The organism is Micromonospora musae, from assembly GCF_003626635.1.
In the GTDB taxonomy this organism is placed as follows: Bacteria; Actinomycetota; Actinomycetes; order Mycobacteriales; family Micromonosporaceae; genus Micromonospora; species Micromonospora musae.
In genome coordinates this window covers 1-26,457 of the sequence record NZ_RAZT01000019.1, presented here as the reverse complement: position 1 = coordinate 26,457, position 26,457 = coordinate 1, and the positions used below count along the sequence as shown (strand labels likewise).

Genomic DNA, 26,457 nt, shown 5'->3' with positions numbered 1-26,457 from the left:
TGTGACGCCCATCGGACCGGCGCCGGTTCACGCAACCGCGCCGGCAAGAAAGGAGGACGGCATGGCGGTCTTTGCCAGACCACGCCAGGCCTTCGTCATCGCCGGCGTACTGGGGCTGGCGCTCAGCGCCAGCGCCTGCGGCACCGGCGACGACAAGGGAAGCAGCAACGCGGACGCGCCGGAGTGCGCCGCGTACGACAAGTACCAGGGCAACGACGGCAAGAAGGTCTCCATCTACGCGTCCATCCGCGACGCCGAGGCCGACCTGCTGGAGCAGTCTTGGGAGCAGTTCACCAAGTGCACCGGCATCGAGATCGACTACGAGGGCAACGCCGAGTTCGAGGCGCAGCTCCCCGTCCGGGTCGACGGCGGCAACGCGCCCGACCTGGCGTTCGTCCCCCAGCCGGGCCTGGTCAAGCGGTTCGCCGACGCCGGCAAGCTGAAGTCCCTCGGCGCCGACACCAAGGCGATGGCCGAGCAGAACCTGCCCGCCGACTGGCTGAAGTACGGCACCGTCGACGGCAACCTCTACGGCGTGCCGCTCGGCGCCAACGTGAAGTCCTTCGTCTGGTACTCGCCGAAGCTCTTCAAGGAGAAGGGCTGGACCGTCCCGACCACCTGGGACGAGCTGATCAAGCTCAGCGACACCATCGCGGCCACCGGCATGAAGCCGTGGTGTGCCGGCATCGAGTCCGGTGACGCCACCGGCTGGCCGGCCACCGACTGGATCGAGGACGTGCTGCTGCGCACGCAGGGCCCCGAGGTCTACGACCAGTGGACCACGCACAGCATCCCGTTCAACGACCCGAAGATCGCCGACGCGGTCGACCGGGCCGGCAGCATCCTGAAGAACGAGAAGTACATGAACGGCGGCTTCGGCGGCGTGAAGAGCATCGGCACCACCGCCTTCGGTGAGGCCGGCCTGCCGATCACCACCGGCAAGTGCGCGCTGCACCGGCAGGCGTCCTTCTACGCCAACCAGTTCCCCGACGGCACCAAGGTGGCCGAGGACGGCGACGCCTTCGCGTTCTACTTCCCGGCCATCGACCCGGCCAAGGGCAAGCCCGTGCTGGGCGCCGGCGAGTTCGTCGTCGCCTACGCCGACCGTCCCGAGGTCCAGGCGGTGCAGACCTACCTGGCCTCCGGCGAGTACGTCAACAGCCGCGCGAAGCTCGGCAACTGGGTGACGGCGAACAACAAGCTGGACATCGCCAACGTCGCCAGCCCGATCGACAAGCTCTCCGTCGAGATCCTGCAGGACAAGAGCGGGGTCTTCCGCTTCGACGGGTCGGACCTGATGCCGGCCGCCGTCGGCGCGGGCACCTTCTGGAAGGGCATGGTCGAGTGGATCAACGGTAAGGACACCGCGTCGGTGCTCCAGGGCATCGAGAGCAGCTGGAAGTGATCTGAGCCGGTGGGCCGGTCCGCACGACGCGGGCCGGCCCATCGTCGGACAAGGACCTGGGAGGGTCGATGGAGTTCGACTTCGCGGAGGAACAGCCGAAGTTCCTCATGCTGATGTACGGGCTGATCGCTTTCGTCGCGGTGGTGGGTGGTCTGCTCCTGCTTCTCGACGTGGTGCCGGCCTGGTTCACCCGCCGCCGGGAGGCGCGGCTCGTCGCCGCCTCCGCCAGCGGTGCCCCGCTTCCCCGCCGCCGCAAACAGCGGGAGGGCACCGTGGCCCTCTTCTTCCTGCTGCCGGCGCTGCTCCTGCTCACCATCGGGCTGGTCATCCCAGCCATCCGCACCACCCTGCTCTCCTTCATGGACTCGGGCAGCACGCACTGGGTGGGGCTGCGCAACTACGGCTGGTTGTTCTCCGAGAACTTCGTCGTCCGGGTGCTGATCAACAGCCTGATCTGGGTGCTCCTCGTCCCGCTCGTGGCCACCGCGTTCGGCCTGATCTACGCCGTACTGGTGGACAAGGCCCGCTTCGAGGCGGTCGCCAAATCACTGATCTTCCTGCCGATGGCGATCTCCTTCGTCGGCGCCAGCATCATCTGGAAGTTCGTCTACGCCTACCGGGGCGACGATCAGGAGCAGATCGGTCTGCTCAACCAGATCGTGGTCAGCCTCGGCGGCGAGCCCAAGCAGTGGCTGCTCGAGTCACCGCTGAACACCCTGCTGCTGATCGTCATCATGATCTGGATCCAGGCCGGCTTCGCCATGGTGGTGCTCTCGGCCGCCATCAAGGCCATCCCCGCCGACATCGTCGAGGCAGCCCGGCTCGACGGGGTCAGCCCGTGGCAGATGTTCTGGCGGATCACCATGCCGAGCATCCGCCCCGCGCTGATCGTGGTGGTGGTGACCCTGTCGATCGCCACGCTCAAGGTCTTCGACATCGTCCGGACCGCGACGAACGGCAACTACGACACCAGCGTCATCGCGAACGAGATGTACAACCAGGCGTTCCGCTACGGCGAGAACGGGCAGGGCTCCGCGCTCGCGGTCTTCCTCTTCGTCCTGGTGATCCCGATCGTGATCTACCAGATCCGCAACCTCCGTCAGCAGCGGGAGGGCTGAGATGACCACCGCCACGCCCACGATCGCCGCCGGCACCCAGCAGACCGACGGGCCGAAGTCCGTCGCCGGCCGGGTCCGCAAGCGGCTGAACAGCCGTACCGCCACCCTGGTGTCGATCATCATCGCGCTGGTCTGGACCGTTCCGACCTTCGGCCTCTTCATCTCCTCGTTCCGGCCGGAGGACCAGATCAAGACCACCGGTTGGTGGACGTTCTTCACCAACCCGCAGTTCACCATGGAGAACTACCAGGAGGTCCTCTTCGGACGCTCCTCCTCCTCCGGCCAGCTCGCCAGCTACTTCATCAACTCGCTGGCGATCACCATCCCGTCGGTGCTCTTCCCGCTCGCCTTCGCGGCCCTGGCCGCGTACGCGCTCGCCTGGATCAACTTCCGGGGGCGGGACTGGCTCTACATCGCGATCTTCGCGCTGCAGATCGTGCCGCTGCAGATGGCCCTCGTGCCGCTGCTGAAGTTCTTCTCCACCGGCGTCACCGTCGCCGGTGTCCAGGTGCTGCCGGCCTGGGACCTGGTCGACGAACAGAAGTTCGCCCAGGTGTGGTTCGCGCACACCTGCTTCGCGCTCCCGTTCGCCGTCTTCCTGCTGCACAACTTCATCTCGCAGCTGCCGGGTGACCTGATGGAGGCGGCCAGGGTCGACGGCGCCAGCCACCCGAAGATCTTCCGCACCATCGTGCTGCCGCTGATCACCCCGGCGCTGGCCGCGTTCGGCATCTTCCAGTTCCTCTGGGTCTGGAACGACCTGCTGGTCGCGCTCATCTTCGCCGGGGGCGGGGACGAGACCGCCCCGCTCACCGTGCGGCTGGCCGAGATGGCCGGAACGCGCGGCAACGAGTGGCAGCGGCTCACCGCCGGTGCGTTCGTGTCGATCGTCGTACCGTTGATCGTGTTCCTGTCCCTGCAGCGCTTCTTCGTGCGAGGACTCCTCGCCGGCAGCGTGAAGGGCTGAGGCACGTCGTCCGCCGCCGCCCGCGCTCGTGGGCGGCGGCGGACGCGGCCACGGAGCTGGGGTAACCGTGACCACGATCGATGATGTCGCCCGGCTGGCCGGCGTCTCCACGGCGACCGTCTCCCGGGCCCTGCGCGGCCTGCCGACGGTCTCGCCCGCGACGCGCCACCGGGTACTCGCCGCTGCCGAGAAGCTGCAGTACGCCGTCTCGCCGAGCGCGTCCCGCCTCGCCGGCGGCCGGACCGGGACGATCGCCGTGGTGGTCCCGCAGATCACCCGCTGGTTCTTCGCCACCGTCGTGGAGGCGGTCGAGAAGTTCCTCCACGAGTCCGGGTACGACCTGCTGCTCTACAACCTCGGTGGCCGCGAGCAGTCCCGGCAGCGGGTGCTGCGCACGGCCAACCTGCACAAGCGTGCGGACGCCATCATGCTGGTGGCCACCCCGCTCTTCGCCGCCGACGTCAGCGCGCTCACCGCACTGGACGTGCCCGGCGTGACGATCAGCTCGGGCACGCCGGTACCGGGGTGGCCCTGCGTACGGATCGACGACCTGAACACGGCGCGGACCGCGACCCGGCACCTGCTCGACCTCGGTCACCGTCGAATCGCGCACATCTCCGGCTACCCCCACGACGAGTTGGCCTTCACCGCCCACGCCGAGCGGCGGCGCGGCTTCCAGGCGGCGCTGCGGGCGGCCGGGCTGCGGCCCGACCCGAGCCTGGACGTGGAGTCCCAGTTCACCATCGCCGGTGGCACTCGGGCCACCGCCGAACTGCTGGCCCGGGGCGAACCGCCCACCGCGATCGTGGCGGCCTGCGACGAGATGGCGATGGGCGCGCTGGCGGCGCTGCGCGACGCGGGGCTGCGCGTACCGCAGGACGTCAGCGTGATCGGCATCGACGACCACGACCTGGCCGGTGTGCTCGGCCTCAGCACCGTGGCCCAGCCGGCGGCCGAGCAGGGCCGGCTCGCCGCCCGCATCCTGCTCGACCCCCTCGGCGGGCACGCCCTCGCCGCGGTCGACGGCCGGCCACTGGCCGCCTCCGGTCCGGCCGGGACGTCGAACCCGCAGAACCCGCCGGTGATCCTGCCCACTCGACTGGTGGTGCGTGAGTCGACGGCACCACCCCGGGCACACTGAACGGACCCGCCCGGCAGCGACGCCGGGGCCCACGCAGCACACGTACGACACACGGGAGAAGGCCCTGAACAGCAACGTGAGCAAGGAAGACCCCTCCGGCGGCCCGATCACCGGCTGGTGGACCGAAGCGGTCATCTACCAGATCTACCCGCGCTCCTTCGCCGACGGCGACGGGGACGGGATCGGGGACCTGCCCGGTATCACCGCCCGCCTCGACCACCTCGTCGAGCTGGGCGTCGACGCGGTCTGGCTCTCCCCGTTCTACCCCTCGCCGCAGGCGGACGCCGGGTACGACGTGGCCGACTACCGCGACGTGGACCCCCTCTTCGGCCGGTTGCCGGACGCGGACAAGCTGATCGCCGAGGCGCACGCACGCAAGCTGCGGGTGATCGTCGACCTGGTGCCCAACCACACCTCCTCGGCGCACCCCTGGTTCACCGCCGCGCTCGCGACCGGAGCGGGCAGCCCGGAGCGGCACCGGTACGTCTTCCGCGACGGCCGGGGCCCGGACGGCGAGCAGCCGCCGAACGACTGGCAGAGCGTCTTCGGCGGACCGGCGTGGACCCGCGTGGTCGACCCGGACGGCCGGCCCGGCCAGTGGTACCTGCACCTCTTCGACACCGGCCAGCCCGACCTGAACTGGGACACCCCCGAGGTACGCGCCGAGTTCCTCGACGTCCTGCGGTTCTGGCTCGACCGGGGGGTGGACGGCTTCCGGGTCGACGTGGCGCACGGCCTCATCAAGCAGGCGGACCTGGCCGACTGGCAGGAGCCGCAGGAGATCCTCTCCGGCAACGAGGCGGACCGGCCCCGCCCGCCGATGTGGGACCAGGACGGGGTGCACGAGATCTACCGCGACTGGCGTCGGGTGCTGGACGGCTACCCGGGTGAGCGGGTCCTCGTCGCCGAGGCGTGGGTGGAGCCGGCCGAGCGGCTGGCCCGCTACGTGCGACCGGACGAGATGCACCAGGCGTTCAACTTCGAGTACCTCCTCGCCGCCTGGACGGCGCCCGCCCAGTACGCGGTGATCACCCGCTCGCTGGAGGCGACCGACTCGGTGGGGGCGCCGACGACCTGGGTGCTCTCCAACCACGACGTGGTGCGGCACGCCTCCCGGCTCGGCCTGCCCGTCGGCACGCCGCGCCCCAACGGCATCGGCATCGGCGACCCGCAGCCGGACGCCGCGCTCGGCCTGCGCCGGGCCCGGGCGGCCACCCTGCTGATGCTCGCCCTGCCCGGCTCGGCCTACCTGTACCAGGGCGAGGAGCTGGGGCTGCCGGAGCACACCACGATGCCCGACGAGGCCCGGCAGGACCCGACCTGGGCCCGCAGCGGGCACACCCAGCGTGGCCGCGACGGCTGCCGGGTGCCGATCCCGTGGGAGGCCGACGCGCCCTCGTACGGCTTCGGGCCGACGGACGCGAGCTGGCTGCCGCAGCCGGCGATCTGGGCCGAGTACGCCCTGGACCGGCAGCGGGAGGTGCCCGGGTCGACGTACGAGACGTACCGGACCGCGCTGCGGCTGCGCCGCGAGCACGGGCTGGGCCAGGGCACGCTGCGCTGGCGGGAGTCTGGCGACACGGTGCTGACCTTCGACAACGGCGACCTCACCGTGCTCACCAACTTCGGCGCGGCGGCGGTTCCCCTGCCGGCGAGCGCCGAGGTGCTGCACGCGAGCGAGCCGCTGACCGACGACGGGGCGGTGCCGACCGACGTGACGGTCTGGTTCCGGGCCTGAGCCGCCGACGCGAGGCCCCGGTCGACGCCCGGCGTCGACCGGGGCCTCGTTCACTCCACCCGCTCGGCGTGCTCTTTCAACCCGGCGCGCTCGTTCACTCCAGCCGCTCGGCGCGCTCGTGCAGCAGGGCGCGTACGGCCACGATGTCGGCCGGCGAGTGGCGTGCCGCGAGCCAGTACATGACGCCGGTCGGCACGAAGAAGAGCTGGAACGCGGCGAGCCCGACGGCGTAGTTCAGCGGCGGCGGGAAGGCCGCCTGGAGCACCGGGAAGGAGACGCCGACCAGCCCGTTGCCCGCCGCCCGGCCGACCCCGTTGACCAGGTTGCCGAGGCTGTAGACCGTGCCCCGGTGCTCCGGCGGGTTGACGTCGGCGATGAGCGCGAACCAGTTCGGCGAGTTGGCCGAGGTGAGGGCGAGCGCGAAGAGGGCGGTCAGCAGGCTGAGCCCGACCGTCGGCTCGGTGACCACGCTGGCCAGCACCGCCGCCACCACCGCGCCGGTGCTCGCGCCGTCCGGCACGTCGATACGCATCGGCACGAAGAACAACACCAGGTAGAGCGGCACCGCCGCGAGGACACCGACCGCGGCGACCAGGCCACGCCCCCGGGGCGTACGCCGCTGCACCGCGTCGCCGACCAGCCCGCCCACGATCGAGAAGACGCCGCCGAGCTGGAACAGCGTGGCGAAGACGCTGCCCACGACCACGGCGGTGGCGCCCGAGAGGCCCTGGGCCTCGGCCCGCTCGGCGAAGAGCACCGGCAGCCACACCAGGGAGCCGAACGCGGCCTGCGCGGTCAACCCCTGCAGGACCAGCCACCGGTTCGTCCGCCGGGCGAGGATCCGCGGCAGGTCGGCCCGGCTGATCCGGTAGTCGTACTCCGCCCCCGCGGCGAGCGCGTCGACCAGCTCCGGTTCGCTCTGGCCGCGCCGGATGTCGTACGTGAACAGGTACAGCACCGTGGCCGCCAGGCCGACGACGGTGAGCAGCAGGAACGGCCGACGCCAGTCCACGCTGCCGAGCAGCCCGGCGACGAGGGTTCCGGCCAGCGTGCCGACCCCCTGGGACAGCCCCCAGAAGCTCATCACCAGTCCCCGGCGGCGGGGTGAGATCAGGTCCGTGACCACGGAGAACCCGACGGAGCCGACCGCGCCCAGGCCGACCGCCGCGACCACCTGCGCGATAAGGAAGGTCAGGTAGTCACCGGCGAGGGCACTGCCTCCGGTGCCCACCGCCCAGATCAGCGTCCCGGCCATGAGCAGCGGTTTGCGGTTCGCCCGGTCGCCGACGTACGCCCAGCCGACCGCCGCCGCCGCGCTCACCACGAACGTCGCGGCGGTGACCAGGCCGAGCAGCCGCTGTGGCACCTCGAAGCCGTCGGCGATCGGGCCGTACAACGGCGGGACCAGCCCGATCGCCACATTGTCCAGCGAGGCGAGCAGCACGAAGACCACGACGCTGTAACCGCGGTGCAGGGGCGTGCCGCCCCAGGCACGCGTCATCCCGCCCCGGCTCAAGGTCATGCGTCGCAGCCAAGCAGCCCGAGGTCACGAGCGGGTGAAGGCCCGCCGTGACGGGTGCTGTCTCACCGGCCGCGGCGGGCGAAACAGGAGCCCGGGGCGGGAGGTGTGGCGGCCCGCCCCGGGCTTCCGTCAGCGCTCGATGACGTGGTCGCGGGCGGCGGCGTACCGCTCCCGGATCGCGGGGACCGGCTCGGCGGCGTACTCCTCGGTGCCGTCGAGGCGCCACGCGGGCGACCCGTCGCCGCCCAGCGCGACCCACGCGGCCTGGCGCGCGGCGCCGTCGGCGACGTACTCGCCGGGCGGGGGCACGACCACGGGGCAGCCGAACACCTGCGGCGCGATCTTCCGCACCGCGATCGAGCGGGCGCCGCCGCCGACCAGGATCACCCGGCGGACCTCGGCGCCCTGGGCGACGAGGGCGTCCAGCCCGTCGGCGAGCGCGGCGAGCATCCCCTCCACGGCGGCCCGGGCGAGGTGGGCCGGGGTCGAGTTGCGCAGGGTCAGCCCGTGCACGGCGCCGGTGGCGGTGGGCCGGTTCGGCGTCCGCTCCCCCTCCAGGTACGGCACCATGACCAGCCCGTCCGCCCCGGCCGGCGCGGCGAGAGCCAGTTCGGCCAGCTCGTCCAGGTCGACCCGCAGCATCGACGCGGCGGCGTCCAGCACCCGCGCCGCGTTGAGCGTGCAGACCAGCGGCAGGTAACGGCCGGTGGCGTCGGCGAAGCCGGCCACGATGCCGGTGGGATCGGCGGACGGTCCCGAGGCGACGCTGAACACGGTGCCCGAGGTGCCGATCGAGACGACCACGTCACCGGGGCCGGCGCCCACGCCGAGCGCCGCCGCGGCGTTGTCGCCGGTGCCCGGCCCCAGCAGCACGCCGCCGCCGGCCGGCCCGGCCGGCGTGCCGTCGGCCGTGAGCGCGCCCGGGTGCAGCTCACCCGCGACCTCGACCGGGCCGAGCACGGTCGGCACCTGGAGGCGCCGGCCGAAGGCCTGCTCCAGCAGGTCGAACCGGTACTTCCCGGTCGCCGGCGACCAGTAGCCGGTGCCGCTGGCGTCGCCGCGGTCGGTGCGCAGGCCGGTGAGGCCGGGCGACCCGGCCAGCCGCCAGGTGAGCCAGTCGTGCGGCAGGCAGACGGCGGCGACCCGGGCCGCCTGCTCCGGCTCGTGCCGGGCCAGCCAGCGCAGCTTGGTGACCGTGAAGCTGGCGACCGGCACGCTGCCCACGGCGTCGGCCCAGAACCGGCGGCCGACCTCACCGCCGCCGGCCTCGTCGACCAGCTCGTCGGCCGCGTCGGCCGAGCGGGTGTCGTTCCAGAGCAGCGCCGGTCGGACGACCTGGCCGGCCTCGTCCAGGGCGACCATGCCGTGCTGCTGGCCGCCGACCGAGACGGCCGCGACGTCGTCCAGCCCACCGGCGGCGGCGACCGCCGCCCGTAGCGCCGTCCACCACGCGGCCGGGTCGACCTCGGTGCCGTCCGGGTGCGGGGCGCGGCCCTGGCGGACCAGTGCGCCGCTCTCCGCGTCCCGGATCACGACCTTGCAGGACTGGGTGGACGAGTCCACCCCCGCTACGAGCGGCATGGCGACCGCCTCAGCGCGCGCCGAGCAGGTGCTCGACGGCGAGCTGGTTGAGCCGGACGAAGCCGAACCCGCGGGTGGCGGCGGCATCCACGTCGAACTCCTCGAACGCCGAGCGGTCGTCGAGCAGCTCGGCGTAGCCCTCCCCGTCGCTCAGGGTCGGGGTGGCCAGCTCCGCCACCTTGCTGGCGGCCAGCGCCTCGGCCACCTCGGGGTCGGCGCGGAACGCCGCGGCCCGCTCCTTGAGCAGCAGGTAGGTCGCCATGTTCGCCTCGGCCGACGCCCAGACCCCGGCGATGTCCTCGGTGCGGGAGGGCTTGTAGTCGAAGTGCCGGGGGCCGTCGTACGCGGGCCCGCCCCCGGGGCCGCCGTTCTCCAGCAGGTCGACCAGGGCGAACGCGTTCATCAGGTCGCCGTGGCCGAAGACCAGGTCCTGGTCGTACTTGATGCCGCGCTGGCCGTTGAGGTCGAGGTGGAAGAGCTTGCCCTGCCAGAGGGCCTGGGCGATGCCGTGGGCGTAGTTCAGCCCGGCCATCTGCTCGTGGCCCACCTCGGGGTTGAGGCCGACCAGCTCCGGGTGGGCCAGGGTGGAGATGAAGGCGAGCGCGTGCCCGACCGTGGGGAGCAGGATGTCGCCGCGCGGCTCGTTCGGCTTGGGCTCGAGCGCGAAGCGCAGGTCGTACCCGCGGTCGATGACGTACTGGGTGAGCAGGTCGACGGCCTCGCGGTAGCGCTCCAGCGCGGCGCGGACGTCCTTGGCGACGTCGTACTCGGCGCCCTCGCGGCCGCCCCACATCACGAAGGTCTTCGCGCCGAGGTCGGCGGCGAGGTCGACGTTGCGCAGCACCTTGCGCAGCGCGTACCGGCGGACGTCACGGTCGTTGCTGGTGAAGCCGCCGTCCTTGAAGACAGGGTGGGTGAAGAGGTTGGTGGTGACCATCGGGACGACCATGCCGGTCTCGTCAAGGGCCTTGCGGAACCGGGCGATGTGCTGGTCGCGGGTGGCGGCGTCGGCGCCGAACGGGATCAGGTCGTCGTCGTGGAACGTGATGCCGTACGCGCCGAGCTCGGCGAGCCGGTGCACCGCCTCGACCGCGTCCAGCTCGGGGCGGGTGGCGTCGCCGAACGGGTCCCGGGCCTGCCAGCCCACGGTCCAGAGCCCGAAGGAGAACTTGTCGGCGGGGGTGGGACGGGGTGCCATGGCAGCCTCCGAGGGGTGGGGTCGGCTATTTGTTCAGCGATTGAATTATTTGGCTGACCTGTGGCACTGTCAAGGGGTGACGCCTACCCCCGGCCCCGGCGGCGCGGTCCGCCAGGGCAGCCTGCGCGAGCTCAACCTCGCCGTGGTGCTCGGCCGGATCGCCGCCGCCGAGCGCCCGCCGTCCCGGGCCGACCTCGCCGCCGAGACCGGCCTCACCCGGGCCACCGTCTCCGCCGTCGTCGAGGACCTGATCACCGGCCGGCTGGTGACCGAGGCCGAACCGGCCCCGCGTACCGGTGCGGGCCGACCGGCCCGTGGGCTCGTGCTGGCCGGCAACGGTCCCGCCGGGCTCGGGCTGGAGATCAACGTCGACTACCTCGCCGTCTGCGTGGTCGACCTCGCCGGGCGGGTACGGCACCACACCGTGCGCCGCGCCGACCTGCGGCCGGTCTCCCCCGCCGACGCGCTCCACCGACTCGTCGAGCTGGCCGGGCAGGCCCGGGCCGAGGCCGCCGCGCAGGGACTCACCCTGGCCGGAGCGGCGCTCGGCGTGCCCGGCCTGGTCGACGACGCCGGCACGGTCCGGCTGGCGCCCAACCTCGGCTGGCGGGACGTGCCGGTGCCGACGCTGCTCGCCGGACTCCCCCCGCTGACCGAACGGGTCGACGGCGTACCCCTGATCGTGGTCGACAACGAGGCGAACCTCTCCGCGCTCGGCGAGCTGCACGCCGACACCGACGGGCCGAGCAGCTTCCTGCACATCTCCGGCGAGGTCGGCATCGGCGCCGGGATCGTGCTCGACGGCGACCTCTTCCGCGGCGCCCGCGGCTGGAGCGGCGAGATCGGGCACATCCCCGTCCACTCGCAGGGGCGCAGCTGCCGCTGCGGCGGCCGGGGCTGCCTGGAGCAGTACGCCGGGCAGGAGGCGATCCTCGCCGCCGCCGGCCTGGACCGGGCCGACCTGCCGGCCGACACGGCCCCCCTCCGGCTGGCCGAACTCGCCACCGCCGGCTCGGCGGACGCGCTGGGCGCGCTGCACGAGGCCGGCACCGCGCTCGGCATCGCGGTCGCCTCCGTGGTGAACCTGCTCGACCTGGACACCGTGGTGCTCGGCGGCGGCTACGCCCCGCTCACCCCGTGGCTGCGCCCACCGGTGCTCGACGAGATCTCCCGCCGGGTGCTCACCGCCGCCTGGTCACCGGTCACCGTCCGACCGGCGGCCCTCGGCGCCGACGCCGCGGCGGTGGGGGCGGCCGGCTCGGTGGTGCGCCGGATCATCGCGCGGCCGGCGGGTTGGCTGGCGCGCACCGGCTGAGCGACCCGCGCCGGGTGGACCCGGCCGATCCCGGGCAGGCGGCCGCGGGTCAGGCCGTACGGGCCACCGGTGATCCGTCCGACCAGTCGCGGGGCGCGGGCAGGGTCGCGGCGTCGCCGTCGAACCCGTCCGGCCGGACCGGCACCGGCTCCACCGGGGCGGACTCGGCCTCCTGCCGGCGGGCGGTCTCGTCGAACTCCCGCATCCCGTGCAGCAGCGCCTCCCGGCTCTCCGCGGTCATCCCGGAGAGGATGCGGGCGAGCTGCTCCCGCCGGTCCTCCCGCAGCTCGGTGAGGAGGCGGCGGGCCTCCGGGGTGAGGTGCAGCGCGATCTCCCGACGGTCGAGCCGCCCCGGCTCGCGCTCGAGCATCCCGGCGGCCACGAGCCGGTCGCAGAGCCGGCTGGCCGAGCTGAGCAGCATGTCGAGCCGGCTCGCGAGCCGGCGGAGATTGATCCCGTCGTGCTGCTCGACCACCATCACCGCACGCAACTGCGCGCCGGACACGCGGCTGGTCGTCCGCTCCCGCGCCGCTTCCCATACGGTGAGTAGGGCACCCGCCGCAGCATCCAGTGCGGCAGCCATACTCGGCGCGGAGTCCGGTGGTTCGTGCAGTTCGGCCATGGTGGCCCGAGAGTACTCCGCCGAACCGGCGGATCGGGCCGCCGAACGAGGAGCGGGGAATGAGCAAACCGGTCAATCGGGCACGAGAGGCGCTTACCGACGCGCCGGCCCACCGGCTGGTCGACGCCGTCGCGGGCGTTCTCGCCGAGACGTACGGGATCACCGCCGCCGAGCTGCTCCAGGTCGACTACCGGCTCGCGGTCCTGCTGCCGCTCGGCGAGGGGGCGGGGATCACCAGCCCCGGGCACCCCGCCTGGCGCTGCTTCGACCACCAGGAGCCGGTGCTGGACGGCCCGACCGGGTACTTTCCGGTGAGCATGCGAGGTGAGCGGCGCGGCGTCCTGCGACTGGCTCCGGTGCCCGACGAGCCGGCCGTACGGGAGGAGCTCGCCCGGATCGCCACCGCGCTCGGCCACGAGCTGGCCGCCGTCTCCGCCGGCACCGACGTCTACCGCACCGCCCGACGCAGCCGACGCCTGACCCTCGCCGCCGAGATGCAGTGGGAGCTGCTGCCGGGGCGCAGCCGCACCCGGGCCGCGTTCCGCCTCGCCGGGCAGCTGGAGCCGGCGTACGCGGTGCGGGGTGACAGCTTCGACTGGTCCGACGACGGGCAGCGGCTCTGGGTGGCGATCATCAACGGGATGGGTGAGGGGGTCGCGGCGTCGATGCTGACCGCGCTGGCCACCAGCGCGCTGCGTAACGCCCGCCGGGCCCGGCTCGCGCTGGCCGATCAGGCCGCCCTCGCCGACCAGGCGATCTACGACCTGTACCGGGGCGACCAGTACCTCTCCGCCCTGCTGCTGGAGCTCGACCTGGAGAGCGGGGTGATGAGCGCCGTCGACGCCGGATCGCCCCAGCTGATGCGCGTCCGCGACGGCGAGGTGGTCGAGCAGCAGCTGGAGGCGCAGTTCCCCCTCGGCATGTTCGAGGCGACCGACTACCGCGAGCAGCGGTTCCCGCTGCACCGGGGGGAACGGCTCTTCGTGCTCAGCGACGGGGTGATCGACGCGGTCGGGAAGCACGCCCACTACGGCGAGACGGCGCTGGAGCGTTTCCTGCGCCGTACCGGGCCGATGGAGCCACTGGACGCCGTCCGCTCGCTCCTCGGCGACCTGCGCGCGTTCGTGGCCGGCGACCTGATCGACGACGCCGTCGTGGTCTGCGTGGACTGGACCGGCAGGCGATCCTGACCCCGCGCGCTCAGTACGCCCCGCGGCCGTTGACCACCGCGCCGAAGGTCTTCCAGAGGATCGTGAGGTCGGCCGCGAGCGACCAGTTCTCCACGTAGTAGAGGTCGAGGCGGATGCCGTCCTCCCAGCTCAGGTCGGACCGTCCACTGACCTGCCAGAGCCCGGTCATGCCCGGCTTGACCAGCAGTCGCCGGGCCACGTCCCCGTCGTAGCGGGCCACCTCGGACGGCAACGGCGGTCGGGGGCCGACCAGACTCATCTGGCCGAGCAGGACGTTGACCAGCTGCGGCAGCTCGTCCAGCGACCACTTGCGCAGCAGCCGCCCGACCCGGGTGACCCGGGGATCGTCGCGCATCTTGAACATCAGGCCGTCGGTCTCGTTGCGGGCGGTCAGCTCGGTCAGCAGGGCGTCCGCGTTGACCACCATCGTGCGGAACTTCCACACCCCGAACTCGTGCCCGCCGCGGCCGACCCGGGTCTGCCGGAAGAAGACCGGCCCGCGGCTGTCCAGCCGGATGGCGAGGGCGATGACCGAGAGCACCGGCAGCAGCAGCGTCAACGCGACGCCGGCGGCGGCCCGGTCGACGAACCCCTTCACCAGCTTGCGCGTGCCCCGGAACTCGGGCGCCTCGACGTGGATCAGCGGCAGCCCGGCGACCGGACGGGTGTGGATGCGGGGGCCGGCCACGTCGGTCAGCGCCGGAGCGACGACGAGGTCGACGCCGGTGCCCTCGAGCTGCCAGCCGAGCCGGCGCAGCCGCGCGGCGGTCAGCTCACCCGACGCGGTGACGGCGACAGTGTCCGCGCCGATCGCGGTGGCGGCCTCGGGAATGCCCCGGAACGACCCGACCACCGGCACGTCACCGAGCCGCTGCGGCACCGGGGCGAGCAGCGCGTCCGGGATGCAGGCGCCGACCACGTGGTAGCCGGCGTACGGCTCACGCCGCAGGGTCTGCACCAGCTCCAGCACGTGGGCGGTGTCGCCGACCACCAGCACCTTGCGGGACCAGCCGCCGCCGTGCGAACGCGCCCGGTGCAGCCGCTTGCGGGCGGCGAACCGGGCCACTTCCAGGCCGAGGGTGCCGACCGCGAACGAGATCGCCAGGAAGCCCCGGGACACGCCCACGTCGGCCACGTAGCCGACGATGGCGATCCCACCGGCCAGGCGCAGGCTTGCGGTGCTCACCCGGCGGTACTCGTCCGCGCCGTAGCCGATCACCCGGTCGTCGTAGCAGCCCAACGCCTTGAGCGAGACCAGCCAGACGAGCACCAGCCCGGGCGCCACCAGCACGTAGGGGACCTTCGAACCGCTCGGCACCTCGTCGCCGAAGCGGGCGAGGTAGCCGACCAGCAGAGCGACGGTCAGAACGACGCTGTCCAGCACGACGAGGGCACGGACGTAGGCCCGCTCGTCGATGCGGGTCGCGGCTCCGGGCGGGGTGCCCTCCGGAGTCCACGGCGTCCTGGCAGGGGTCAACAGCGTAGCCGAGGTCACCAGCCCTCCCACTTCGCTCAGGACGGCCCCGGGTCGACTATCGGGCCGGGCGGGGGCCGACGATGCCGGGGCACGTCGACATCCTCCCTGACAACCATGGTGGCCGATTGCTTGCGACGTATTGCCGTCACTTTTCCTGGCCGTGGGCGCGGATGGAAGAGGGCCCGCCGTACCGATCGAGCGGTACGACGGGCCCCGAGGCTGTCCGGCGGGTCAGCGCGGCGCCGGTGGCCGCAGCGCGATGGCCTTCAGGAAAATGCCCCCGATCTCGGTCGGGTTCTTGGCGACGAAGCTTCCGCCACCGGTCACCTTCGTGATCGAGTCCAGCTCCGCCTTGCTCACGCCGTCGCCGATGCCGATCAGGATGACCTGCACCGGCCGATCCGGGTCGGCGAGGCCCTTCAGGTCGGCGAGGAGCTTCGCCTGGGAGATGCCGGACTTGTCATCGTTCTTGCCGTCGGTGAAGAGCACCACCGAGTTCACCCGGCCCGCCTGCCAGTCGCCCTGCACCCGCTTGTAGGCCGCGAGGATGGTGTCGTAGAGGCCGGTGTCACCGTCGGACGGTCGGATGGTGCTCAGCGCCGACTCCAACCTGCCCCGGTTGCCGGAGAGCGGCGCGATGCCCACCAACTCCTTGTAGTCCCGGGTTCCGACCAGGTTGGTGGAGAAGGTCCAGAGCCCGATCTGCCACGAGTTGTCGAAGAGACCGAGCCCGCGACGGGCCGCCTCGACCGTGACCTCCTCGCGGCTGCGGTTGTTGGCGGCCGGCACCTCCGCCTTCATCGAGCCGGAGACGTCGATGACGGCGAGCATCCGGCCGGTCTGGGTGGCGATGGACCAGCTGGAGACGACCCGGTCGATCGAGTCGCCGTCCAGCCCGCCGGCCGCCGTGCCGCCACCGTTCGGCGCGGCCGGCGTTCCGGCCGGGCTGGGAGCGCCCTGCGGCGCCTCGAACCCCGCGCCCCAGTTGCCGTCCGGCGCCCGCAGCCCGCGCGCGGCCAGCCGGTCCCGGAAGTCGCCGGTGGTCAGCAGCTCGAAGAGCACCCGGGCCGCCGAAGCCTTGTCCGGCTCGACGCCGGGCAGCACGGCGAACGGATAGTCCAGTGGCGCCGGCGCCGGTTCCAGGTAGAGCGCGGCCAGGGGGACCGGCGGCTTCGTCTTGTTGTAGGCGATCACGTCCTCTTCGGAGAGGGCAGCGGCGCCGAGGCCGCTCGCGATCGCCGCCGGATCGGTCGACTTCGGGAACCGCTCGAGCAGGTCGGTGCGGAGGGCGGAGCGACCCGTGGCCAACGCGCGTAGCGCGCCGACAGTCGTCTCCTGGTCGCCGCCCGCGCCGCCCGCGGCCGCGGTCAACGACAGCAGGCCGGAGAGCCCGGCGCTGTCACGGGTGGGCTCGACGATGCCGGTGGAGAGCGGCTTGCTGCTGTTCACCTGCTTGAGCAGGTCGGTCCACTTCAGCTTCGCGTTCGGCCAGTCGAGCCGCATGGCGATCGGTTGGGGCATCGCGACGACCACCGGGCTGCGCGCGATCGACGCGCCGTTGGTCGGCGCGAAGGCGGTCGCCTCCTTCTTGAGCCGGACCAGCCAGGTGGACGAGTCCGGAATCCAGACGTCCGGCGCCACGGCCGTGCCGCTGGCCTGGCCCACGCCGGCCAGGACCGCGCCGTGCTTGGCGGCGACCACCGCCGCGACGTCGACCGGCTCACTGGCGCTGACGTTGACGGCGATACAGGTGCCGCCCACCGCCGCGCCGTCCTCGACCCACTGTGAGGCGGCGGCGTCGACCGCGGGGGCCAGCTCCGCCGACACGGCCACCGAGAGCTGGATCTGACCCGAACACGCGGGTTGTATCAACTCCCGGTAACCGAACCAGGTGCCCGCCGCAACAACGACGAGCGCCGTCGCCGATGCGGCGGCGGCGACTCCGGAAATCTTCGAACGCATGCGATGGCGGCCTGCAGACACGCAGACAATCTTGCGTACCCAGCGGCTGAACTGCCATGACCGTTCGGACGAAAGTTACGGAGGAGAAACAGTTGATCAACGTTTAGGAACTGAGGGTTACCAACCGGCCTCGCGGTGTGGCCGATCCGGTCGCCGTACGCCCCGACTCAGGGCAGCACACACGTCGGGCTCGGCACCGGCAACGGCTCATCGACCGGCTCGGGCGCCCCCGTCGGCGCGTCGACCCGGAAGGTGCGAATCATGTGCGCTCGCTCGTCGGCCACGTAGAGGTGCTCCCCGATCAGCGCGAAGTGACGGGGCCACTCCCCGCCGGTCTCCACCTCGGCCACCAGGTCCGGCCGGTCGCCCCGCAGATCGAAGACGGCGATGGTGCCGACGCCACGATTGGCCACGTAGAGGAAGTTCCCGTCCGGCCGTACCGCGATCTCCGACGGCTGCACGTGCCCGGGCCGGCCGCTCGCGTTCACCCGGCTGAGCTCCCGCAGCGACCCGTCGGCCGTCAACTCGTACGTGGTGACCGTCGCGTCCAACTCGCCCACCAGGTGAACGCGCCGCCCGTCCGGATGGCGGGTCAGGTGTCGAGGGCCCGCGCCGGGCGTGGTGCGCAGCCGCGCGCCCCGAGGCGTCAGTCGGCCCGAGGCGGGGTCCAGGTCGTACCGGTAGACCGAGTCCGTTCCGAGGTCGACCGCGAGCAGCGGGCCGTCGGCGGGCCCCGGGGAGACCATGTGCGCGTGCGCCCGCTCCTGCCGCTGCCGATCCGGACCGTGCCCCTCGTGCGCCACCAGATCGGTGCGCTCGCCGGGCACCCCGGCGGAGTCGAGCGGAAAGACCGTGACGCTGCCGCCGCCGTAGTTGGCGGCCACGAGGTGACCACCGCCCGGGAGCACGGCCAGGTGGCACGGCTCGGCACCACCGGTGGCCCGGCTGGCCAGCGGCGTCAACTCCCCGGCCGGACCCACCCGCCACGCACTGACCGCCCCGTCGGCCAGCTCGTTGACGGCGTACAGCACGGGCCGGGTCGGGTGGCGGGCCAGGAACGACGGCGAGGCGGTCGGCGCGACGGTGTCCAGCAGCGTCAACGTGCCGGACGCCGGATCACGGCGGGCCGTCATGACCCCGATTCCGCGCCCGCCGCTCTCCGCCGTGTAGCACCCGATGTGGACGACCTCAACCCGACCGTTCACCTGATCCGCCCTCCGCCGACGCCTCCGTCAGATCCAACCAGAGACTTCCCCCGTCGCCGCCCGGTCAGCCATCGGTGCGTGATTTCTTTCCCGATGGACAGCCGAACAGCAGGCTTCGACGGCCGACCTCCGGCCGCGGGCTTTCGACGGCCGCCGGGCGGCCGCGGGCTTTCGACGGCCGACGTCCGGCGGTGCGAATGGCGAGGCTCAGGCCACCGGCACCGGCTCGCCCCGCTGCCGGGCGACGTGCTCGACCAGGCCGATCAGCACCAGCTTGCCGGACTGCCGATCCCGCGCGTCGCAGAGCAGCACGGGCACCTCCGGGTCGAGGTCCAGTGCGCGACGTACGGTCGCCAGGTCGTACTGGCGAGCGCCGTCGAAGCAGTTCACCCCCACCACGAACGGGATGCCCCGCTGCTCGAAGTAGTCGATCGAGGGGAAGCAGTCGGACAGCCGACGGGTGTCGGCCAGCACCACCGCGCCGAGCGCCCCGAAGGCCAGCTCGTCCCAGAGGAACCAGAAGCGGTCCTGTCCCGGGGTGCCGAACAGGTAGAGCTGGAGGTCCTCGTTGATGGTGATCCGGCCGAAGTCCATCGCGACAGTGGTGGTGGATTTCCCCTCCACGCCGGAGATGTCGTCGGTGTCGGCCCCGGCGCCGGTCAGGATCTCCTCGGTCTGCAGGGGCCGGACCTCGCTCAACGCGCTCACCAGCGTCGTCTTGCCGGCGCCGAACCCACCGGCGATGAGGATCTTCAGCGCCAGGGGCACCCGGGTACCGGCGCCCGTCCGGTCAAAGCGCACGGAGTCCACTGACCACCGCCTTGAGAATGTCGTCGTCGGGAATGGAGGAGGCGGTGAGCGGCTCGTGCACCGCGATCAGGCCGCGCGCGAGCAGGTCGCCGAGGAGCACCCGGACGACGCCGACCGCGAGATCCAACTCGGCCGCCAGCTCCGCCACCGGCACCGGCCGGTGGGTCAGCTCGACGAGTCGTCGGTGCTCCGGCGCGAGCTGCGGGTCGGCCGCGTTCGCCTGCGGCCCCGCCAGGATGAACGCGACCAGGTCGAACCCGTCGGCGGCGGAACGGACCCGGCCGCCGGTGAGCGTGTAGGGGCGGACGACCGGGCCTGCGGCGTCGTCCAGCCACTCGTGGTGCGGCCGCGGCGGCTCAGCCAGCATCGACGGCACCCGCGGACGGCCGGGCCGGGGCGGTGAGGTACTCACCCACCCGGATCACCAGCATCGCCATCTCGTACGCCACCAGACCCATGTCCGCGTCGGCGTCGCTGACGACGGCGAGGCAGGCGCCCTGCCCGGCGGCGGTGACGAAGAGGTACGCCGACTCCATCTCCACCACGGTCTGCCGCACCGGCCCGCCGTCGACGTGCCGGCTCGCGCCGCGGGCCAGGCTGGCGAATCCGGCGGCCAGGGCGCACAGGTGCTCGGCATCGGCCCGGTCCAGATCGGCGGTGGAGCCGAGGAGCAGCCCGTCCGCCGACAGCACCACCGCCTCGCGGGCGGCCGGTACCCGTTGCACCAGCTCGTCGAGCAGCCAGTCGAGATCGGCGCTCTGCTTCGTCGGTTGCTGCACTAGGCGTCCCTCTCAGGATCGGTCGGTTCTCCGCCGGCCATCGGAGTGCCGGACGGCGGGGCCGGGTCGGGGCTGGTGCCGGGCGCCGGGCCGGTCGACGCCACCACGCGCCCACGGGCCACGTCGGGGCCGATGCCAGGCGCCGGGCCGGTCGACGCCGCGGCGCGTCCACGGGCGGTGCCCGCCTGCAACGCCGCCATCACCCGGCGCACCTCCTCGGGCGGACGCGGCGTCGGTGTGTCGTCGGCCGGGTGCGCCGAGGGGGCGGGCGGGGGCCGTCGGCGGACCCGTCGGGGCAGGCCGTCCAGGTCGCTCGGGGAGGTCTCCCCTGCTTCCGTCGAGGGCGGCGCCTCGACGGGCAATGGCGGCGCGAGCTGCTCGGCCACCGCATCGGAGCCGGCGGTCGTCGGCACCGGTGTGGAGGCGCGGCGGCTCGTGGCCACCCGTGGCCGGGGCGCCGCGCCACTTCGGGCGGCGGTCAGGCGACGCTCGGGCACCCGGCCGACGACGTCCCCCACGCCCGGGGCCGGTTCGTCGGTGACCAGCTCCGCCGGGATGAGCACGACGGCCGTGATCCCGCCCGCCTCCGACCGGCGCAGGTTGACCCGTACGGCGTGCCGGGCGGCCAGCCGCGCCACCACGAAGAGGCCGAGCCGGGCGCTCTCGGCGGGGTCGAACTCGGGCGAGCGGGCGAGCCGCCGGCCCGCGTCCTCCAGCGCGGCGTCGGACATACCCAGACCGCGGTCGGTGACCTCCAGGGCGTACCCGTTGGCCACCCGCTGACCGTTGACGCTGACCCGGGTGGCCGGCGGGGAGAAGGCGGTGGCGTTCTCGATCAGCTCGGCGAGCAGGTGGATCACGTCGCCGACCGCCCGCCCGAGCACTCCGGCCGGCTGCACGTCCACGATGTCCACCCGGTCGTACGCCTCGACCTCGGAGATCGCGCCACGGACGAGGTCCACGACCGCGACCGGATTGCGCCAGCCCCGGCCGGGGGCGGCCCCGGCCAGGATGACCAGGTCCTCGGCGTGCCGGCGCAGTCGGGTGGCGATGTGGTCCACCTGGAAGAGCTCGGCCAGCTCGTCCGGGTCCTCGGTGCCCCGCTCCATCCGGTCGAGCAGGGCGAGCTGCCGGTGCACCAGGCTCTGGCTGCGCCGGGCGATGTTCAGGAAGACCTCGTTGAGTCCACGTCGCAGGGTGACCTCGTCGACAGCCGCCCGGATGGCGGTGCGTTGCACCTCGTTGAACGCCCGGCCGACCTGGCCGATCTCGTCGTCGCCGTACTCCAACGGGGGTGCCTCGCGGGCCACGTCGACCTGTTCGCCCCGCCGTAGCCGGGTCACCACCTCCGGCAGTCGCGCTTCGGCCAACTCCAGGGCCGCGGTCCGTACGCCGCTGAGCCGGCGGGCCAGCGTCCGGCCGACCCGCACCGCGACCAGCACCGAGGCGACGACGGCGACCAGCCCGAGCACCCCGGCGACGGCGAGCCGGACGAGGATCCGGATCGCGTTCGGCACCGAGCGGTCGGCGAGCCCGTCGGCGGCGTCGAGCTCGTACTCCCGCAGCTGCTGCTGCACCTCGTCGTAGCTGGCCTGCCAGCCGGCCGGGTCGACCGACGGCACCGTCCGGGAATCTCCGGCGACCAGGCGGTCCTGCATCACCCGTAGTCGCGCGAAGGCCGGCTGCTCGGTCAGCCGTTGGTAGGCGGCCCGCTCCGCGGCGGGCAGGTCGGCCACCGCGTCCTCGGTGAGGAAGCGGTGGTTGCCGATGATCTGCACCAGCCGGGCGTGCTCCCCCTCGGCGTACCGCCCGGCGGTCACCACCCCGCTGAGCAGGGCGTCGGCCTGCGCGAGCAGTTCCCGGGACCGGCCGAGCTCGGTCAACGCGCGGGACTCCCGGTTGAGTTCCGGCTCGGGCAGCGTCGCGGTGGCGGCGAACGCCTGGAAGGCCGATCCGATCATCCCGTTGTAGAGCCCGAAGGCGCCGGCCCGGTCCAGTCTCCGCTGGTCGATGAAGCCCCGGCCGGCGGGGAGCGCGTCCAGGGCGGTGACGAGTTGGTCGATCCGGGCCTGGAGAGACGCGTCCGCGGCGTCCCGCAGCTCCTCGCCCGTGACCCGGCGGCGCAGCTCGGCGAGCGCCCGGTCGGTGCGTTCCCGCTGCTCGGCGAGGGCGGGCAGCGGCCTGGTGCCGGCGAGCTGCTCGACGGTGAGGCGGCGCTCCCGTTGCAGCTCGGCGACGGCTGCGTCGCCGGGGCGGCCCAGGTCGTAGCGGAACGTACGGGCGGAGAGCAGGTCGAGCGCCGGCCCGAAGGTCAGCGTGGTCGCGAAGATCCAAAGTGCCAGCAGTGCCGTCACCGGCACGACGACCAGCGCCGTCAGCTTCGAGCGGATCGGCCAGTCGCGCGTTCTCATCGGACCTCGCCCGGGCGGTGTGGCAGGAGGAGCGCCGGCGACGGCCGGGCAGCGCTCCCACCGGGCAGCCTCCCGGCACCTGGCGCCGGGCACCGGCACGGGCGCCTTGGGCAGGATACGTAATCGCGGCAAGATGCACTACCGCCCGTTGCGGTCACCACAACGCTCCGATGTGGAGCCGGGCGGGCGCGGGTCGACCGGTGGTGACCGGCGATCGTCGGAGCCGCACGACCGGACGCCGGCCACGCCAGGACCGGGTCCTCGTCGACCCCGCCTCGTCGACCCCGGTTCGCCGCTGGCCCAGGGCTGCTCCCCCGGCGCTCCGCGATCCGGCGACTCCACGGTCTCGACGAGGTCGGGTGCGGCGAGCGGCCCCACCGGCCGCCGCCCCGGTCCGGGAGTCGCCGTGGAATCGGCAACTTCCAGGTCGGAAACCGGACAAGCCGCGCAGCGAGGGCGTACCGGCGCGGCGGAGCGCAGGGATCGCCCAGGAAAGTACGGCGGATCGGGATTGGCGATCGGTGAGGCGAGGGAATACCGGGTGACGAAGGAGGAGCCATGTCGCCCACGCAGATAATCGTCATCCTCGTCGCCGTACTGGTGCTCGTGGCGATCGCCGTCGCCGCTCGCTCGTCGGCGCGCCGGCGGTCGTTGCGCAACCGGTTCGGCCCGGAGTACGACCGGGTGGTCGCCGAACGGGACAGCCGCGCGGCCGCCGAGCGGGAGTTGCGCGAGCGGGAACGCCGGCACTCGGAGTTGGCGCTCACCCCGCTCACCCCGGAGTCCCGGGCCCGCTACACCGCCGCCTGGGAGGAGCTCCAGGTCCGCTTCGTCGACTCCCCGGCCGACGCCGTCGGCGACGCGGACGAACTGGTCACCCGGCTGATCGCCGAGCGCGGGTACCCCACCGGTGACTTCTCCGACCAGATCGCCCATCTCTCCGTCGAGCACGCCCGCACGCTCACCCACTACCGGGACGCGCACGAGATCCACCTGCGCAACAGCCGGGGCGAGGCCGACACCGAGGAGCTGCGGCAGGCCGTCGTGCACTACCGCTCGCTCTTCGCCGACCTGCTCGGCGAGGAGCCGGTGCATCCCCGGCCACCGGAGCAGCGCCGGCCGGAGGAGCACCCCGAGCCGCGCGCGTCGGAGGGCGAGCACCCCGAGCCGCGCGAACCGGAGGGGAAGCACCCGGAGCCGCGCGAGCCGGAGCACCCCGAGCCCCGCGCGTCGGAGGCGGAGCCCCCGGCGCAGCGCCGCCCGGAGCAGGCCCACGACGCCACCAACCGCTGAGGAGGCACCGCGATGCGCCAGGACAAGCAGCAGGTGAGCAACGACCAGCCCGAGGCCGTCCGGTCCGCCCCGGTACCCGTGCCGCCCGGCGGCGACGGTGGTGGGCGGACGGAGGTGCCGGAGGACGCGCTGGACGACCGGGGCACGTTCGACGATCCGTCGGTGACCGGCGACGACGCCCGGACCGGGCGCACCGACGCCGACGACGACACCCGGGTCGCCCGAACGGCGCAGCGGGACGCCGGTGAGGGCGGCTTCCACGAGCCGGGGCCGGTGCCGACCGCCCTCGGCGCCCCCACGGTGGCCGGCGCCGTCGCCGCGTCCGCACTCGCCAGCCCACGTCCGGAGGACGAGCCGGATGCCCGGGAGGAGCGGACGGCGCGACCGGGCGACGGCGCCGAGGAGGGCACCCGCGAGGGCCCGCGGGCCGATCCGACGGCCGAACTGCACCGCCGGGGCACCTCGGTCACCGCGTCGGCCGCGTCCGGGGCGGTCCGGACGGACCCGTCGGCGACGCGCACCGTCGTGCCACCCGGCGCGGTCGAGGGCGGTCCGGAGCGACGGGCGGACCTGACCGCGTCCGGCGGCGACCCCGACGCGGGAACGGTCGACGCGGCCGGCTACGGCAGCCCCGTCCCCGGGGCGGTCGACCCGGACGCGGTCTCGCCCGACGCCGATCCCACCCGCTCCACGGGGCACGAGATGCCGGGCTCCGCCCCGGCCGGCCGGTCCGGCACCCTCGCCTCGGCGGGAACCGCCCGACCGGCCGGCTCCACCGTGGCCGCCGAGCCGGCGAGCCTCTTCGACGCGCTGACCGCGCAGGGGTTCCGCGATCGCTGGCGGGACGTCCAGCTGCGCTTCGTGGACGACCCACGGGCCGCGGCCGGCCACGCCGAGGCGCTCGTCGAGGAGGCGATCGAGGCGCTCTCCGCGGCGCTGGCGGCGCAGAAGAGCAGCCTCGGCAGTTGGCAGGGGGACGGCTCCGCGGACACCGAGGAGCTACGGATGGCGGTCCGTCGCTACCGGGACTTCCTGGACCGCGTGCTCGGTCGTTGACCGTCCACGAGGGCGCCCCGGCCACCGGCCGGGGCGCTTTCGTGTTTCCCGGCCGGTGAACCTCCGATCCAGGCGTGGACTCCGGTGGCCTCGGGTAGTAGGCCGCCCGCGAGACGCGACCGGTGGGACGAGAGGTGACGCGGATGGACGGCGGCGGACTTCGGCTCGACATGAACGCCTTGGACTACGTCCTCCTGGCGCTCTACTTCGTCACGGTGCTCGGCGTCGGCTTCGCCGCCCGCCGGGCGATCCGCACGAGCGTCGACTTCTTCCTCTCCGGCCGGTCACTGCCCGCCTGGGTGACCGGCCTGGCCTTCGTCTCCGCCAACCTCGGGGCCTTGGAGATCATCGGTATGGCCGCCAACGGCGCTCAGTACGGCGTGATGACGCTCCACTACTACTGGATCGGTGCCGTGCCGGCGATGGTCTTCCTGGGCATCGTGATGATGCCCTTCTACTACGGCTCCCGGGTTCGTAGCGTGCCCGAGTACCTGCGGCTGCGCTTCAACCGCCCGACCCACCTGCTGAACGCGATCAGCTTCGCGGTCGCCCAGGTGCTGATCGCCGGGGTGAACCTCTACGCGCTGGCGCTGGTCATGCAGGCGCTGCTCGGCTGGCCGCTCTGGGTGGCCGTCATCGTCGGCGCCGCGATCGTGCTGGCCTACATCACCATCGGCGGCCTCTCCGGCGCGATCTACAACGAGGTGCTCCAGTTCTTCGTGATCCTGGCCGGGCTCATCCCGGTCACCGTGATCGGTCTGGTGAAGGTCGGCGGCGTCTCCGGCCTGATGGACGCGGTCCGCGACTCGAAGCTCGGTGCGGCGGGGTTGCACGCCTGGCAGGAGACCGGCAGCTCGGCCAATCCGCTCGGGGCGCACTGGCTCGGCATCGTCTTCGGGCTCGGTTTCGTGCTCTCGTTCGGCTACTGGACGACCAACTTCGCCGAGGTGCAGCGCGCGCTGTCGGCGAAGAACATGAGCGCGGCCCGGCGTACGCCGATCATCGCCGCGTACCCGAAGCTGCTGATCCCGGTCGTCACCGTGATCCCCGGTCTGATCGCCCTGGTGACCGTGAAGGGCCTGGGCGCGTCGAGCGGCGACCTGCAGTACAACAACGCGATCCCGCTGTTGATGCGGGACCTGCTCCCCAACGGCGTGCTGGGGGTGGCGGTCACCGGCCTGCTCGCCTCGTTCATGGCCGGGATGGCGGCCAACGTGAGCGGCTTCAACACCGTGTTCACGTACGACATCTGGCAGGCCTACGTCCGCCGCGACCGGCCGGACGACTACTACCTCCGGATCGGCCGGTACGCCACCATCGGGGCCGTCGTGATCGGCATCGGCACCGCCTTCATCGCGGCCGGGTTCAGCAACATCATGAACTACATCCAGGCCCTCTTCTCGGTCTTCAACGCCCCGCTCTTCGGCACCTTCATCATCGGGATGTTCTGGAAGCGGATGACCGCGCTGGCCGGCTTCTGGTCGCTGCTCTCCGGCACCGTGGTGGCGGTCGGGACCTATCTGCTGTACCGGGCCGGAGTGATCCACTTCAACTCGGACCTGGAGGAGAGCTTCTGGGGGGCGGGCCTCGCCTTCGGCACGGTGGCCGTGGTCGCCGCGATCCTCACTCCGCTGACCAGGCCGAAGCGCGACGAGGACCTGCGCGGG

The 26,457-nt window shown here is 73.0% G+C and carries 21 protein-coding genes; 10 read left to right on the top strand and 11 right to left on the bottom strand.

The window, feature by feature from the left end; all coding sequences use genetic code 11:
• Window positions 1-61 precede the first annotated feature (61 nt).
• The 5 genes from D7044_RS28560 to D7044_RS28540 all read left to right on the top strand — a co-directional run bounded on the left by D7044_RS28560 (window position 62) and on the right by D7044_RS28540 (window position 6,369).
• On the top strand, window positions 62-1,405 hold the full coding sequence (locus D7044_RS28560; RefSeq protein ID WP_120679604.1) for an ABC transporter substrate-binding protein: 1,344 nt from the start codon (window positions 62-64) through the stop codon (window positions 1,403-1,405).
• A gap of 68 nt (window positions 1,406-1,473) precedes the next feature.
• On the top strand, window positions 1,474-2,523 hold the full coding sequence (locus tag D7044_RS28555; RefSeq protein ID WP_120690754.1) for a carbohydrate ABC transporter permease: 1,050 nt from the start codon (window positions 1,474-1,476) through the stop codon (window positions 2,521-2,523).
• Window position 2,524: 1 nt separating this feature from the next.
• Window positions 2,525-3,490, top strand: a complete 966-nt coding sequence (locus D7044_RS28550; RefSeq protein WP_120679600.1) for a carbohydrate ABC transporter permease — start codon at window positions 2,525-2,527, stop codon at window positions 3,488-3,490.
• Window positions 3,491-3,557: 67 nt separating this feature from the next.
• Entirely contained in the window at window positions 3,558-4,631 is a 1,074-nt protein-coding gene (locus D7044_RS28545) for a LacI family DNA-binding transcriptional regulator (protein WP_120690753.1), read from the top strand.
• Between the two features lie 76 nt (window positions 4,632-4,707).
• Complete coding sequence (locus tag D7044_RS28540; RefSeq protein WP_411711007.1) at window positions 4,708-6,369, top strand: glycoside hydrolase family 13 protein; 1,662 nt, start codon at window positions 4,708-4,710, stop codon at window positions 6,367-6,369.
• 94 nt (window positions 6,370-6,463) lie between these two features.
• On the opposite strand, the gene D7044_RS28535 is transcribed toward D7044_RS28540, so the two are convergent.
• From D7044_RS28535 to xylA, 3 genes are all read right to left on the bottom strand, one after another.
• Window positions 6,464-7,891: an MFS transporter gene (locus D7044_RS28535; protein WP_120690752.1), complete on the bottom strand. Its 1,428-nt coding sequence runs from the start codon at window positions 7,889-7,891 to the stop codon at window positions 6,464-6,466.
• A gap of 129 nt (window positions 7,892-8,020) precedes the next feature.
• Window positions 8,021-9,472, bottom strand: coding sequence for a xylulokinase (gene xylB, locus D7044_RS28530; protein WP_120690751.1), 1,452 nt, complete (start codon window positions 9,470-9,472; stop codon window positions 8,021-8,023).
• 10 nt (window positions 9,473-9,482) lie between these two features.
• On the bottom strand, window positions 9,483-10,670 hold the full coding sequence (gene xylA / locus D7044_RS28525) for a xylose isomerase (RefSeq protein ID WP_120690750.1): 1,188 nt from the start codon (window positions 10,668-10,670) through the stop codon (window positions 9,483-9,485).
• A gap of 76 nt (window positions 10,671-10,746) precedes the next feature.
• On the opposite strand from xylA, the gene D7044_RS28520 reads away from it, so the two are divergent.
• A complete protein-coding gene (locus tag D7044_RS28520) occupies window positions 10,747-11,985 on the top strand; it encodes an ROK family protein (protein WP_233565158.1) in 1,239 nt (412 codons plus the stop codon).
• Between the two features lie 49 nt (window positions 11,986-12,034).
• Here D7044_RS28520 and D7044_RS28515 read toward each other — a convergent pair whose 3' ends face one another.
• The gene (locus D7044_RS28515) at window positions 12,035-12,607 is read right to left on the bottom strand and encodes a MarR family winged helix-turn-helix transcriptional regulator (RefSeq protein ID WP_233563219.1); all 573 of its coding nucleotides are present in this window, start codon (window positions 12,605-12,607) and stop codon (window positions 12,035-12,037) included.
• 59 nt (window positions 12,608-12,666) lie between these two features.
• Between D7044_RS28515 and D7044_RS28510 the strand changes: the two genes are divergently transcribed.
• On the top strand, window positions 12,667-13,797 hold the full coding sequence (locus tag D7044_RS28510; protein ID WP_120679588.1) for a PP2C family protein-serine/threonine phosphatase: 1,131 nt from the start codon (window positions 12,667-12,669) through the stop codon (window positions 13,795-13,797).
• A 10-nt stretch (window positions 13,798-13,807) separates the two neighbouring features.
• Here the strand turns inward: D7044_RS28510 and D7044_RS28505 are convergent, their stop codons facing one another.
• The 7 genes from D7044_RS28505 to D7044_RS28475 all read right to left on the bottom strand — a co-directional run bounded on the left by D7044_RS28505 (window position 13,808) and on the right by D7044_RS28475 (window position 22,441).
• Window positions 13,808-15,292: a sugar transferase gene (locus tag D7044_RS28505; protein ID WP_120690748.1), complete on the bottom strand. Its 1,485-nt coding sequence runs from the start codon at window positions 15,290-15,292 to the stop codon at window positions 13,808-13,810.
• Between the two features lie 213 nt (window positions 15,293-15,505).
• Window positions 15,506-17,257 carry a substrate-binding domain-containing protein gene (locus D7044_RS28500; protein WP_199716808.1) on the bottom strand — a complete coding sequence of 584 codons (1,752 nt, stop codon included), beginning with the start codon at window positions 17,255-17,257 and terminating at the stop codon, window positions 15,506-15,508.
• Between the two features lie 146 nt (window positions 17,258-17,403).
• A complete protein-coding gene (locus tag D7044_RS28495; RefSeq protein ID WP_120690747.1) occupies window positions 17,404-18,441 on the bottom strand; it encodes a lactonase family protein in 1,038 nt (345 codons plus the stop codon).
• Window positions 18,442-18,648: 207 nt separating this feature from the next.
• Window positions 18,649-19,251, bottom strand: coding sequence for a GTP-binding protein (locus tag D7044_RS28490; RefSeq protein ID WP_120679580.1), 603 nt, complete (start codon window positions 19,249-19,251; stop codon window positions 18,649-18,651).
• Entirely contained in the window at window positions 19,232-19,618 is a 387-nt protein-coding gene (locus D7044_RS28485; RefSeq protein WP_120679907.1) for a DUF742 domain-containing protein, read from the bottom strand. Before D7044_RS28485 ends, D7044_RS28490 begins: the two co-directional genes overlap by 20 nt.
• On the bottom strand, window positions 19,608-20,030 hold the full coding sequence (locus D7044_RS28480) for a roadblock/LC7 domain-containing protein (RefSeq protein WP_120679578.1): 423 nt from the start codon (window positions 20,028-20,030) through the stop codon (window positions 19,608-19,610). The genes D7044_RS28485 and D7044_RS28480 overlap by 11 nt, the downstream gene beginning before the upstream one ends.
• Window positions 20,030-22,441: a sensor histidine kinase gene (locus tag D7044_RS28475; protein WP_120679576.1), complete on the bottom strand. Its 2,412-nt coding sequence runs from the start codon at window positions 22,439-22,441 to the stop codon at window positions 20,030-20,032. Before D7044_RS28475 ends, D7044_RS28480 begins: the two co-directional genes overlap by 1 nt.
• A 558-nt stretch (window positions 22,442-22,999) precedes the next feature.
• Between D7044_RS28475 and D7044_RS28470 the strand changes: the two genes are divergently transcribed.
• The 3 genes from D7044_RS28470 to D7044_RS28460 form a co-directional block, all read left to right on the top strand.
• Window positions 23,000-23,734, top strand: coding sequence for a hypothetical protein (locus tag D7044_RS28470; protein ID WP_233565157.1), 735 nt, complete (start codon window positions 23,000-23,002; stop codon window positions 23,732-23,734).
• A 12-nt stretch (window positions 23,735-23,746) separates the two neighbouring features.
• The gene (locus D7044_RS33595) at window positions 23,747-24,790 is read left to right on the top strand and encodes a hypothetical protein (protein WP_120679572.1); all 1,044 of its coding nucleotides are present in this window, start codon (window positions 23,747-23,749) and stop codon (window positions 24,788-24,790) included.
• A 143-nt stretch (window positions 24,791-24,933) separates the two neighbouring features.
• On the top strand, window positions 24,934-26,457 hold a 1,524-nt coding region (locus D7044_RS28460), incomplete at its 3' end, for a sodium:solute symporter family protein (RefSeq protein ID WP_120690746.1).